This window comes from Caulobacter sp. GW822-FHT07D08 (assembly GCF_058798735.1).
The window spans coordinates 269,775-282,055 of the sequence record NZ_JBXAKU010000007.1 but is presented as its reverse complement, the minus strand read 5'-3'; the positions used below and the strand labels follow the sequence as shown (position 1 = coordinate 282,055).

Below are 12,281 nucleotides of genomic sequence, written 5' to 3'. Positions count from 1 at the left end.
CGTACCTATGGATCGACGTAAGCTGCTTCGAATGGGGCTCGGCGTGCTCGGCGCCGGCCTGCTGCCGGTCGCGGACGCCCGCGCCGATGACGATATCATCGGCCAGATCCTGGAAGGAAAAGTCCCTCCGGCCGCTTCGGTTCCGCCCGTGGGCCTGCGACCCACGCCGGTCGAGACGTTCGCCGCCAAGGCGGTGGTCGAGCCGCGCTGGGTCCATCTGCGCAACATCCACACCGACGAGAAGCTGGAAGCGGTCTACTGGGAGAACGGCGAGTACGTTCCTGACGCCGTCCAGGCCCTGAACAAGGTGCTGCGCGACTATCGCAACGACGAGACCCATCCGATGGCTCCGGGTCTCTACGACATCCTCGACCAGATCCGGGCCAAGACCCAGAGCAAGTCGCCGTTCCAGATCATCTCCGGCTACCGCTCGCCGGCCACCAACAAGATGCTGTCCAAACGCAGCGGCGAGGTCGCCAAGCGCAGCCTGCATATGGACGGCAAGGCCATGGACGTCTTCCTGGAAGACGTCGACCTGCGCTACGTACGGGCGGCGGCCCTGGAGCTCGGGCGCGGCGGCGTGGGCTATTATCCGACCAGCAACTTCGTGCACGTCGATGTCGGCCCGGTCCGCAAGTGGTCCGGAACCTGACGCCATCTTTCGCCCGCCCCTTTTCACCTGGGGGCCGAAACGGGTAACCAAGCTCTAGTTGAAGCGTTTAGAGCATGTTGGCCGGCGGTATCGGCGTCAGGGAATCCCAGTCAGATGAGTGAGCGTCGCAGCAATCCCTTTGGTTGGGTGATCCTCGGCTTCATCATCGGCGTCCTGGCGACGTTCGGCGCGATCCTGTTCCTGACCTCCAGCGACGGCGGCTACGAGGACGGCCCGTCCGAGACGCGCACCGCCGCCGATGACGCGGCCGCGGCCGCCATGGCCGCCAAGTCGACCGCCTCCCAGCCCGCGCCGCACAAGGTCGAGACCTCGGCCCCGGTCGTCGACGCTCCCGTGACCGCCACGCCCTCCGAACGCCAGACCGGCCCCGCGCCGACCCTGGACCCGCAGGTGGCGGACGACGCGGCGGCGGCCGGCATGACCTCGCGGACGCGCTAGAGACCTCCGCGAGACCCTTAGAAGTCGATCACCACCGACGGCGCGCTGCGCCGCGCCTCGCCATGGTGCACGGCTTCGATGTTGTTGCCGTCGGGATCGAGCACGAAAGCGGCGTAATAGCCCGGATGATAGGTCCGCTCGCCCGGCGCGCCATTGTCGCGTGCGCCATGGGCCAGCGCCGCCCGATAGAAAGCGTCGACTGTCGCGCGATCCTTGACCTGAAAGGCCAGGTGGTGCCGGCCTGTCAGGACGCCCTGGCTCGCCGCGCTTTCTGGCGAGGACACGACGAGCTCATCAGCCCAGAAATAACCGTCGGCCTTATCGACGACGGGAATCTCCAGAACATTCAGAACAGCCGTGTAGAATTCCCGACTAGCCTTGAGATCTTGGACGACCAATTGGATGTGATCGATGAGCCGGCCACGATGCAGTTGTGTCGTTCCCATGACCATCTAGTCCGTTCATTTGTGTCGCGAAGACCTCGGATATCATCTGGGTTTCGAGCTGACATGTGTGGCGCTGAAAATGGGGGTCTTCGCCAAGATCGCATTGATCATTCGCAAAGCCATCGTTCGCGCAGCTGTTCCGGAAAATCTGTTCTTCACCGCTCCCCGAACTTCAAACCAATCGCTTTTGGGGTTTCGGATCGAAACTCTCATGGCGCGGGCTGACAGAACCGCGACAACCTGACTCACCCGCCCAATCACCCTGCTGACACACAGCTGGCGGCAGGGGAGGCGCAATTTCCCGAGATCACTCAAAGGATTGGGTGATCAAGGAGATGCGTATTGTCGATCAAGGGTAGCTGCTGTTGCGGCGGCGTCCGCTTCGAGCTGTTCGAGCCGCCGCTGCTGATGGGGATCTGCCACTGCTCGCGGTGCCGCAAGGCCGGTTCAGGCGTCTACGCCTATGTCCGGGCCGAGGCGTTCCACTGGCTGGCGGGGCAGGAGCTCCTGACCCGCTACCGCCCGAAGCCGCCGTTCCGGTTCACGCGGAGCTTCTGCAAGCGCTGCGGAACCTCGCTGGGCGATCCTGACAGCGGCCGGATCCTGGCCATCGCCGCGAGCTGCCTGGACGACGATCCGGGCGTGCGGCCGAGCTTCGACGAGTTTCTTCCGGACAGGCCGCCCTGGGAGAAGCCGGAATAGAAAAAGGCGGCCACCGAAGTGACCGCCTTTCCCAAATTCAGGTTCGGAGAGAACCTTATTCCTTCGGCATCGGCATGGCCGGCATGGCGCCCGCCTTGCTCTTCATCTGGGCGTGCGCCGCCGGCGGCAGCGGGATCAGACCGCGGCCTTGCAGGTAGCCGCCGCGGCCCGTGGCCGAGTCCGACACGAACTCGGCGACGAAGTCCTTCAGGCCCGGCGTCACGCCGACCCGCGACTTCTTCACGTAGATGTAGAGCGAGCGCGACAGCGGGTACTGGCCGCTGGCGATCGAGGCCGGCGTCGGCTTCACGCCGTTGATGGCCGCGCCCTTGATGCGCGAGGCGTTTTCTTCCAGGAACGAGAAGCCGAACACGCCCAGGGCGTTCGGGGTCTTCTCGATGGTGCCGACGATGGCGTTGTCGTTCTCGCCCGCGTCGACCCAGCCGCCGTCGGTGCGCGTCGGCGAGACGATGGCCTTGAACTTCTTCTCGTCCGATTTCTTCAGCGCGGCGAGGAACGGGATCTTCGACGCGCCGCCTTCCATGGCCAGCTCGACGAAGGCGTCACGGGTGCCCGAGGTCGGCGGCGGGCCGTAGACCAGGATGCGGTTGGCCGGCAGGGCGCCGTTGACGTCCTTCCAGGTCTTGTAGGGGTTCTTGACGGTCGCGTTACCCTTCGCGGCCTGGTCGGCCAGGCCCATATAGAGCTGCTCGAGCTTGAAGTTGTAGTCCGGCGACTTCTTGTCGGCGGCCACGACGATGCCGTCGAAGCCGACCTTGATCTCGACGATGTCCCTCACGCCGGCCTTCTGGCAGGCCAGGAACTCGGACTTCTTCATCGGACGCGAAGCGTTGGCGATGTCGGGGAACTGTTCGCCCGCGCCGCCGCAGAACATCTTGATGCCGCCGCCGGTGCCCAGGCTCTCGACCTTGGGCGACTTCTTGCCGGTCTTCTTCGAGAAGTTTTCGGCGACGCGGGTGGAGAACGGGAAGACGGTCGAGGAGCCAGCGGCCCAGACGTAGTCGCGGGCGGCGTGCGCCTGGTCGGCCACCGCGAGCAGAGCGATCGTCGCGACCGCGCCGAGGAGCTTGTTCATGTCGTCAAATCCTATGTGGTCCGGGGGGACTGTGGGACCCTGCCGGAGCAATGCAAGGTCTTTTGTCACGGTTCCACGACGGTTTTGCGACACAGTATCCGTGGGCGGACGATGGTGGCGTGGGTCAGCGCTGGACGACCTCGCCGTCTTCCTTGGTGAAGCTTGCCGGCGCGTGCTTCGGGTGAACCGGCAGAGCCGGGGCGAGTCTCAGGGTGTCGGCGTCCAGCCGCCGCCCAGGGCGCGGGCCAGGTCGATGGCGGCGACCGCGCGGGCCTCGCGGGCCTGGATCACCGCCTGGTCGGCGGCCAGCAGGCCGCGTTCGGCGTCGATCTGCTCCAGGTACGAGGCATAGCCGGCGCGGTAGCGGTCCTTGGCGCGGCGGGCGGCCTCGGCGATGGCGGCGCGCTGGGCGGCGATCTCGCTCTCCTGGCGTTGCAGGGCGTCGACGGCGCGCAGGGCGGTCTCGGTCTCGGCGAAGGCGTTCAGGACGACGCCGCGATAACTCGCCGCCGCCTGGGCCTTGCGGGCCTCCGAGGCCTGGACCTGGGCTTTCAGCCGGCCGCCGTTGAAGATCGGCTGGGCCAGGCCGGCCCCGACGTTCCACAGGGCGACAGGATCGGGCAGGGCGTCGGTGAACGCCCGGTCGGCCGAGACCGACAGGCGCAGCTGCGGCAGCAGCTGGGCGCGCGAGGCGGCCAGGCTGGCGTCGGCGGCGATCAGGCTGTCCTGGGCCTGGGCGATGTCCGGGCGGCGGGCCAGCAGGCTCGCGGGGGCCTCGACCGGGATCGGCCTCCTCAGCAGCGCCAGGAGGTCGCCGCCACGCGCCACGGGACCGGGCGGATCGCCGGTCAGGGCGCTGATCGAAGCTTCCAGGCGGGCGATGGCCAGCTCCAGGGCGGGGACCTGCCGGCGGACCCCGGCCAACTCGGCCTGGGCCTGGTCGCGTTCCAGCTTGGTGGAATAGCCGGCCCCTTCGCGGCGCGTGATCACGTGCAGCCCAGCCTCGCGGGCGGTGATGGTCTGCCTGGCGACGGCCAGCTGGGCGTCCAGCGACAGCAGGCCGACATAGGCCCGCGCCACGGTGGCGGCGACGGCCAGGCGGACGCTGTCGCGGGCGGCGGCGCTGGCCTGCAGGCTGGCTCGCCCGGCGGCGTCGAGATCGCGCACCCGGCCCCACAGGTCGACCTCGTAGGCCACGCGCAGCCCGACCTGCTCGGCGGTCGACTCGTAGGATCTGCCGAAGGCGTCCAGCTGGCGCGAGCCCTGCAGGCCGGCCACGGCGTCGACGGTCGGCAGCAGGGCCGAACGGGCGGCGCGGGACAGGGCGCGCGCCTCGTCGACCCGGGCCGTGGCCAGGGCGATGTCGGCGTTGCGGGCCAGGGCCTTGTCGACCAGGGCGTTGAGTTGGGCGTCGCCCAGCAGGGTCCACCAATCGGCGGTCAGCGCGCCTTGAGCGCCTTGGGAATTTGGCGGCGTGGTCCGCCAGGCGGCTGGCGGCGGAACGGGCGAGGCCGGACGCTCGGGCGCGGCGGTGGTCGCGCAGGCCGACAGCGCCGCGCCAACCAGCAGCAGGGGCAGCGAGCGGCGCATCAGCGGCCGCCCTTGGTGTCGACCTTGGTCACCACCGACATGCCCGGCCGCAGGCGGGCGGCCAGGGGCTGGTTCGGGCTGATGACGATCTTGACCGGGATGCGCTGGGAGACCTTCACGAAGTTGCCGGTGGCGTTTTCGGGCTTCAGCACCGCGAACTCCGAGCCGGTGGCCGGGGCCAGGTCCTGGACCACGCCGCGCAGCGTCGTCTTGCCCAGGGCGTCGACGGTGAAGGTCACCGGCTGGCCGACGGCCATGTGGGCGGTCTGGGCTTCCTTGTAGTTGGCCGTCACCCACAGGCGGGCGGGAACCAGGGCCAGCAACTGCGTGCCGGCCGAGACGTATTGGCCCAGCCGCACCGAGACCTCGCCCAGTTGACCGTCTCGCGGGGCGCGGATGATGGTGTTTTCCAGATCGATCTGGGCCAGGCGAAGCGCGGCGCGAGCGGCGTCGACGGCGGCCTTCAGGCCCTCGCGGGAGACGACGACCGAGCGGATGTCCTGGCGGGCGATCTCGCCGCCGGCGGCGGTCTGGCGCACGGCCGCCTCGGTCTGGCGCAGGGTGGCCACGGCCTGGTCGCGCTCGCGCAGCGACACCGAGCCGTCCGAGGCCAGGTCGTTGATGCGGGCCAGGTCCGCGCGGGCCCGGGCGGCCTGGGCCGAGGCAGAGGCCTGCTCGGCCTCGCGGCCTTGGAGCGCGGCGGCGCGGGCCCGCTGGGCTTGATCGGCGTTGGCCAGATCGGCTTCGCGGGCGGCCAGGGTCGCCCTGGCCTGCTCGACACGGGCCCGGTAGATGCGGTCGTCGATGCGGGCCAGCACCTGGCCCTGCTTGACGTGGTCGAAGTCCTGCACGGCGACCTCGACGACATAGCCGTTGACCTGCGGCGCCATCACCGTGACCTGGCCTCGGACATAGGCGTTCTCGGTCACCTGCAGGGTGGTGACGAAGGGCGGCAGCCGCCAGACGAACAGGATGACCAGCACGGCCGCCACGGCGGCGGTGACGGCGATGGCCAGGGTCCCGGGGCTGATGCGGGGCGGGTGGCGCAGAGCCTCGGCCGCTTCGGGCGAGGGCGAGGGAGCGGCGGCGTCGGTCATTGAGCGGCCCTTTGCGCGGCTTTCATCTTGGCGATGGCGCGGAGCGTGAAGATCGCCGTGCCGATCAGGGTCAGCATGGCGATGACGAGGAGGAGCAGAAAGAGGTCGTTATAGGCCAGGATGCCGGCCTCGCGCGTGGCCTGGCCGGCCACGGCGGCGACGGCGGTCGGACCGGCGCGCAGGCGGTCGGCGACGAACGGAATCGAGGCGTCCAGCTGGCCGACCAGGTGGGCGTAGTGGAACCGCATGCGGTCGTACTGGAAGGTCTGCGACAGGGCGGTGGCGAACAGGGCGCCCAGGTTCTGGGCGATGCTGAACGAGACGATCAGGGTGGGCAACGAGCGCCAGCCGCGCTGCAGCACCTGGACGAAGCCGATCAGCAGGGTGGGGGCCAGGACGAGGGCCGTGGCGAAGCCCAGCATGGACTGGCTGACGTACAGCTGGGCCGGGCGGGTCAGGTCGTTGGAATGGCTGTCGATATAGGCGGCCGCGCCGATCAGCGCCACGGCGATCATGATCTGGAAGAGCACGGTCTGTGGCGTGATCGTCAGGGCGCCGACGATCGCGCCGGCCAGGGTGGCCAGCATGATCACGAAATACAGGCTTCGGGTCTGTTCCTGGCCCATGCCGAGCACGGACAGGAGACCCGCGGCGCCGCCGTTCTGCTCGACCAGCAGCACCCGGGTCAGGAAGGCGATGGCGATGAAGCCGAGGAAGTCCGGCGTGATCGCCCATCGCAGGTCGAGCAGCGGATTGGTCCGATGCCATTCCAGCGCCAGGGCGGCGATGATCAGCACGACCGCGACGGCCAGGGCCACGCCGATCCAGGGCGCGGCGAACCACCATTCCAGCCGGCCCTGGCCCAGTATCCCGCAGATCAGGGCCAGGCCGACGGCCATCAGCGGATAGGTGACGAAGTCGGCCCACTCGAACACCTTCAGCCGCTCCGACGGCGGCAGGCGCAGCGCCAGCACGGCGGCCAGGGTGGCCAGTACTAGGGCCAGTTCGATCAGGTAGAGCGTGCGCCACTGGCCCAGCTCCAGGACATCCGGCGAGAAGCAGCGGGCCAGGGGCGTGGCCACCAGCGGCAGGCCGAAGGCCAGCACGAAGGCCGCCAGCCGCTGGGGCTGGGGAAAGGCCTGCAGCATGTAGAAGACCGCCAGGGTGGTCAGGGGCGCGGCGGCGACGCCGCTGGCCGCGCGCACGACCAGGGCCGAGGCGAAGTCGTTGACGAAGAGGTGGGCCACGACCGCGGCCAGATAGGTCCCCAGCGCCAGCTGCACGAACAGGCGCAGGCCGTACTGCTGGCGGAACTTGACCAGCAGCAGGTTCATCGAGATCGAGGTCATCGCATAGGCGGTGGGCAGCCAGGAGACCTGGGCCGGATCCAGCCCCAGCGCGCCCTGGATGCTGGGCAGGTTGACCGTGATCAGCGCCGTGCCCATGGCGCTGGTGAAGGCCAGCAGCACCCCGACGCAGCCATAACCAATGCGGACGCGCGGGGAAAAGTCGGGCGTCGCCGGCGACCCCGGGAACATCGGCCGCTCGTGCGGTTGCAGGCTGTCGATACCGGAATGACTCATGCCACCGTCCTTGCTGCCCACGCTGTAGCGTGCGCGCGCGGCTTGGGCGAGAGGCCGGGGGGCGGGGCAGGCGAACGCCGGGTCATGAGGCCGGCTTAAAGGGCGCTTGGCGCTCGCCGCTTGAACAATTCCATCGCCGCCTCGGCGAAAATTGGCTCCTCGGGCGTGAGCGGCCGCCGGACCGCGCCATGGAGCGGGGTTCAGCCCGGCCGCGCGAAAAACTTTCGCGGGACCGGTGTGCGTTCGGGGGCCTTGTGCGTCATGACTGTCGTGAGCAGTCATGAGGGTTTCGCCGTGCGGCAGGTCGCGCCACACGATCTTCGAGGGTTGGATCGGCGCTACAGGCCAGCGCTGATGGCGTTCTTCATGCGCCGCGCCGCCACGCACAGCGACGCCGAGGACATGACCCAAGAGCTGTTCGCCAAGCTGGCGCGGGTCGAGGACCCGGCCATGGAGAACGCCGACGCCTATATCTTCCAGATGGCCGCCAACCTGCTGCGCGACCGCCAGCGGCGCGAGCGGGTGCGGGCCAGCTATCGCGCCGCCGTCGCGGGCGAGACCTTCGACCAGGAGCCGCTGGACCCCGCCCGCATCCTGCAGGGCCGCGAGGACCTGGGCGCGGTGTCGCGGGCCCTGCGCGAGTTGCCCGACCGGACCCGCGCCATCTTCCTGCTCTATCGCCTGGAAGGCATGAAGCAGGCCGAACTCGCCACGCTGTACGGCATGACCACCAGCGGGGTTCAGAAACACATCCTCAAGGCCATGGGCCACCTGACGCGCAAGCTGAGGGCGGGCGAATGAGCACCCCCATGGACGACGACAAGATGAACCTGGCGTTGAACCTTTCCCTGGATCAGGCCGCCGAGTGGTGCGTGCGCCTGTCGGAGGGCGAACTGACGCCGGCCGAGCAACTGGCGCTGGACGCCTGGTTCGCCGCCGATCCGGACCATCGCGCGCTGCTGGACGACGCCGTCGCCGCCTGGCGGGCGGTGGACGAGCAGGCTTCGCACCCCGGCATGATCGCCCTGCGCGGCGAGGCGCTGAACGACCTGCGCCGCGCCCAGCGCCGCCAATGGGCTCACGAGTGGGCCAGGAAGCCCGGCCCGCGCGTCGCGATCTGGAGCGCCGCCGCGGCGTTGGTCGCGGCCGTCGCCCTGGGCGGAGGCCTGGCTTGGCGTTCGAGCCTGCCGGACGTCTATCGCACCACCGAGGGCGAGCGGCGCATCGTCGAGCTGGCCGACGGCTCGCGCGTCACCCTGGACGCCGCCACGGTGCTGAAGGTCCGCTATGACGGCGACCGCCGCCGGCTGTGGCTGGAGCAGGGGCGGGCGAAGTTCGCGGTGGCCAAGGACCCGCTGCGGCCCTTCTCGGTCGCGGCCGGCGGCAAGCTGGTGGTCGCCACCGGCACCACCTTCAGCGTCGAACGCGTCGCCGACCAGATGCGGGTGGTGCTCTACGAGGGCCACGTCGCGGTGCTGGACGGGGAGGGCGCGAAGGGGCGTCCGCCGCCGCTGCTGAGGGTCAATGGCGCGCCGACCGAGAAGTCGCTGACGCCCGATCACGAGCTGGTCGCCCAGGTCAATTCCGAGGCCGCCTCGGTCACGCCGGCCGATCCGAACCGCGCGGCCGCGTGGGAGAGCGGCCAACTGGTCTTCCAGGACGAGCCGATGAGCCTCGCCGTCGAGCGGGTCAATCGCTATGCCCGCGAGAAGCTGCGGATCGGCGATCCCAGCGTGGCCGCCTTACGGATCAGCGGCGTCTTCACCTCGGGCGACACCCGCGCCTTCGTCGACGGCGTCACCGCGGTGCTGCCCGTGCGCGCCGTCAGCGGCCAGGGCGGCGAGACCGTATTGCGCGCGTTCCAGCGCCAGCCAAAAAACTTCACCGTCGGTGGTGAGTCCTCCGTGGAGTGAGGCGTCTAACTGACCAAAAGCGCCGATACACAGAACAAGCGGCGCGAGGGAGGGACGTATGAGCAAGTCTTTCGAGCAACGCTGGCTGCTGGGCGCTTCGGCGGCCGTGCTGATGGCCCTGGCCGCGCCGGTCGCGGCGCAGGCCCGCGCTGAACAGGCCCCGGAGCGGACTTTCGACATTCCGGCCCAGGACCTGTCCGGCGCCCTGCGCGCCTTCGGCCGGGCCTCGGGCAAGCAACTGGCCTTCGACGAGAACCTGACGCGAGGCAAGCGCGCGCCGAAGCTGAAGGGCGCCTATTCGGCCGACGAGGGCCTGACCCGCCTGCTGGCCGGCTCGAACCTGGTGGCCCAGCCCACCGCCAGTGGCGTCTACGCCATCCGCGAGCGGCCGCTGCTGGTCTCGGCCAGCGCCGCCGGCCAATCGGCCGCGCCGGCCGCCGCCGTAGAACAAAGCCGTCCGGAAGAGCCCGCCCAGGTCGACGAAGTGATCGTTGTCGGCACCCCCGGCGGCGCCGGTATCGACAAGCTGTCGGCCAGTTTCGCGGTCACCACGGTCAGCGCCCAGGACATCCTCAAGGCCTCGCCCAAGAGCAGCGCCGAGCTGCTGAGCCTGGTGCCCGGCGTCTGGGTCGAGACCTCGGGCGGCGTGGCCGGGGCCAATGTCTTCGTGCGCGGCTTTCCCGCCACCGGCGACGCCGAGTTCCTGACCATCCAGCTGCAGGGCGCGCCGATCTATCCGCCCTCGACCCTGTCGTTCCTGGAGAACTCGTCGATCTTCCGCGTCGACGAGACGATCTCGCGCATGGAAGCCCTGCGCGGCGGTCCCAACCCGATCTTCTCGAACGGCCAGCCGGGCCTGACCACCAACTTCATGCTCAAGGAAGGCGGCGAGGAGACCAAGGGCCTCGTCAAGGCCACGACCTCCGACTACGGCCTGCGCCGCATCGACGGGGTGATGAGCGGCAAGCTGGCCGATGACCTCTATTTCATGGCCGGCGGCTACGTGACCCGCTCGCCGGGCGTGCGCGACACCCAGTTCGACAACGAGAAGGGCCAGCAGTTCACGGTCAACCTGACCAAGCGGCTGGAGCACGGCAAGGTCAATCTCTACGCCCGCTTCACCGACGACCACGGCGCCTGGTACCTGCCGTTCGCGATCAATGTGCCCGGCATCGACAAGGGCGAATACACCCAGCTGGGCGAGCTTTCGCGCCAGCAGACCCTGCAGGTCCACGCCAATGGCGCGACCCGAAGCTTCGACCTGGCCGATGGCCGGGGCTGGAAGGGCTATGTGGCCGGCGGCAGCTTCGAGCACGACTTCGGCGACGGCTGGACGGTGCGCGACCGCTTCAGCTTCACCAAGGGCGACGCCAACACCTATGGCCTTGTGCCCGACGGCGGGGCGGTGACGGCCGCCTCGGTGGCGACCGTGATCGGCGGCCCGGTCCGCACGCGCGGCGGGACGGCCCTGGGGACCGGCGACTACGTCCAGAACTGGGGCGCCTGGATCGTCGAGAAGCAGATCCAGGCCCTGACCAACGACTTCAGCCTCAACAAGAAGGTCGGCGACCACTCGATCTCGGCCGGCTACTACGCCTCCAGCTTCTCGTCGGACGACTTCTGGACCATCGGCAACTTCAAGCCGATGCAGGTGAAGGCCAATGGCGACTACCTGGCCGCCAACGTCTCGTGCGCCAATCTGGCGACGGCGGGCAGCGGTTCGGGCTGCTGGGCCTATGGCCTGCTGTCGAACGGCGACGGCAAGGTCAACGCCGTCTACCTGGCCGACAGCTGGCGGATCGCCGAGCCCCTGCGCCTGGACGTCGGCGTGCGCCGCGAGAAGTTCGAGACCGACTATGTCGTCGACGACGGCAACGGCTATCCGGACGGCCTGGCCATTCGCACCGTCGACTACGACCAGTCCAAGACCTCGTACACGGTCGGCCTGAACTACGACCTCAACGAAATGTCCGGCGTGTTCGCCCGTTACTCCAAGGGCTACAAGTTCCCTAGCTTCGACAACTTCCGCGAAAACCTGACCGACACCCTGAGCGTCAAGCAGTACGAGCTGGGCTACAAGCTGCGCTCGGGCCCGTTCGAGCTCTACGCCACGGGCTTCGCCAACACCTTCGACGGGGCCAAGTTCGCCGATGTCGGCGGCACGCTGGAGACCAACTCCAACAAGGCCCACGGCCTGGAGCTGGACGGCCGCTGGCGCTCGGACTTCGGCCTGTCGCTGGCGCTGAACGGCACGCTGCAGAAGACCGAGATCAAGAAGTCCTCGATCCCCGGCAACCAGGGCAAGAGCGCCCAGCGCCAGCCCGACTGGCAGATCCGCTTCACGCCCAGCTACGACGTCCAGCTGGGGTCGGTGGCGACCACGCTCTACGGCACGGTCAGCGCGGTGGACGATCGCTGGGGCGACAACGCCAACACCCAGAAGCTCAAGGGCTACACCAAGGTCGACCTGGGCGCGATCTTCAACGTCGGCGACTTCAGCGTTCAGGTGGCCGCCGACAATCTGACCGACAGCCATGGCCTGACCGAGGGCGATCCGCGTTCCACCAGCGGCGCCAACGCCCGCCCGATCCTGGGTCGGTCGGTGCGGCTGTCGGTGGGGTATAACTTTTAACGGTAACCCCACCCCCGATCTCCCCGGCGAAGGCCGGGGTCCAGATCGCAGGTCGGAGCGTTTCGGATTATCGTCCATCGCTCGGGCCGAACCTGGACCCCGGCCTTCGCC

Annotated in this window: 11 protein-coding genes; 6 read left to right on the top strand and 5 right to left on the bottom strand. The window is 69.0% G+C overall.

Annotated features, from left to right (window positions below; all coding sequences use genetic code 11):
• Positions 1 to 7 precede the first annotated feature (7 nt).
• Complete coding sequence (mepK, locus tag AC1RJ9_RS15580) at positions 8 to 652, top strand: peptidoglycan L,D-endopeptidase MepK (RefSeq protein WP_492839458.1); 645 nt, start codon at positions 8 to 10, stop codon at positions 650 to 652.
• 114 nt (positions 653 to 766) lie between these two features.
• Positions 767 to 1,111 carry a hypothetical protein gene (locus AC1RJ9_RS15575; RefSeq protein WP_492839459.1) on the top strand — a complete coding sequence of 115 codons (345 nt, stop codon included), beginning with the start codon at positions 767 to 769 and terminating at the stop codon, positions 1,109 to 1,111.
• A gap of 17 nt (positions 1,112 to 1,128) precedes the next feature.
• Here AC1RJ9_RS15575 and AC1RJ9_RS15570 read toward each other — a convergent pair whose 3' ends face one another.
• Positions 1,129 to 1,557 (bottom strand): VOC family protein, encoded by a 429-nt coding sequence (locus AC1RJ9_RS15570; RefSeq protein ID WP_492839561.1) that lies wholly within the window; start codon positions 1,555 to 1,557, stop codon positions 1,129 to 1,131.
• Between the two features lie 342 nt (positions 1,558 to 1,899).
• Here AC1RJ9_RS15570 and AC1RJ9_RS15565 point away from each other — a divergent pair, with 342 nt between their 5' ends.
• Entirely contained in the window at positions 1,900 to 2,259 is a 360-nt protein-coding gene (locus tag AC1RJ9_RS15565) for a GFA family protein (protein WP_492839460.1), read from the top strand.
• Positions 2,260 to 2,314: 55 nt separating this feature from the next.
• On the opposite strand, the gene AC1RJ9_RS15560 is transcribed toward AC1RJ9_RS15565, so the two are convergent.
• The 4 genes from AC1RJ9_RS15560 to AC1RJ9_RS15545 form a co-directional block, all read right to left on the bottom strand.
• The gene (locus AC1RJ9_RS15560; RefSeq protein ID WP_492839461.1) at positions 2,315 to 3,355 is read right to left on the bottom strand and encodes a substrate-binding domain-containing protein; all 1,041 of its coding nucleotides are present in this window, start codon (positions 3,353 to 3,355) and stop codon (positions 2,315 to 2,317) included.
• A gap of 207 nt (positions 3,356 to 3,562) precedes the next feature.
• Positions 3,563 to 4,945, bottom strand: a complete 1,383-nt coding sequence (locus AC1RJ9_RS15555) for an efflux transporter outer membrane subunit (protein ID WP_492839462.1) — start codon at positions 4,943 to 4,945, stop codon at positions 3,563 to 3,565.
• Positions 4,945 to 6,042, bottom strand: a complete 1,098-nt coding sequence (locus tag AC1RJ9_RS15550) for an HlyD family secretion protein (protein ID WP_492839463.1) — start codon at positions 6,040 to 6,042, stop codon at positions 4,945 to 4,947. Before AC1RJ9_RS15550 ends, AC1RJ9_RS15555 begins: the two co-directional genes overlap by 1 nt.
• Positions 6,039 to 7,625 (bottom strand): MFS transporter, encoded by a 1,587-nt coding sequence (locus AC1RJ9_RS15545; RefSeq protein WP_492839464.1) that lies wholly within the window; start codon positions 7,623 to 7,625, stop codon positions 6,039 to 6,041. Before AC1RJ9_RS15545 ends, AC1RJ9_RS15550 begins: the two co-directional genes overlap by 4 nt.
• 261 nt (positions 7,626 to 7,886) lie before the next feature.
• Here AC1RJ9_RS15545 and AC1RJ9_RS15540 point away from each other — a divergent pair, with 261 nt between their 5' ends.
• From AC1RJ9_RS15540 to AC1RJ9_RS15530, 3 genes are read left to right on the top strand one after another with little or no spacing between them, the layout of a single operon-like run.
• Positions 7,887 to 8,426: an RNA polymerase sigma factor gene (locus tag AC1RJ9_RS15540; protein ID WP_492839465.1), complete on the top strand. Its 540-nt coding sequence runs from the start codon at positions 7,887 to 7,889 to the stop codon at positions 8,424 to 8,426.
• An 8-nt stretch (positions 8,427 to 8,434) separates the two neighbouring features.
• Complete coding sequence (locus tag AC1RJ9_RS15535; RefSeq protein WP_492839466.1) at positions 8,435 to 9,538, top strand: FecR family protein; 1,104 nt, start codon at positions 8,435 to 8,437, stop codon at positions 9,536 to 9,538.
• Between the two features lie 58 nt (positions 9,539 to 9,596).
• The gene (locus tag AC1RJ9_RS15530; protein ID WP_492839467.1) at positions 9,597 to 12,170 is read left to right on the top strand and encodes a TonB-dependent receptor; all 2,574 of its coding nucleotides are present in this window, start codon (positions 9,597 to 9,599) and stop codon (positions 12,168 to 12,170) included.
• The last annotated feature ends 111 nt before the right edge of the window (positions 12,171 to 12,281 follow it).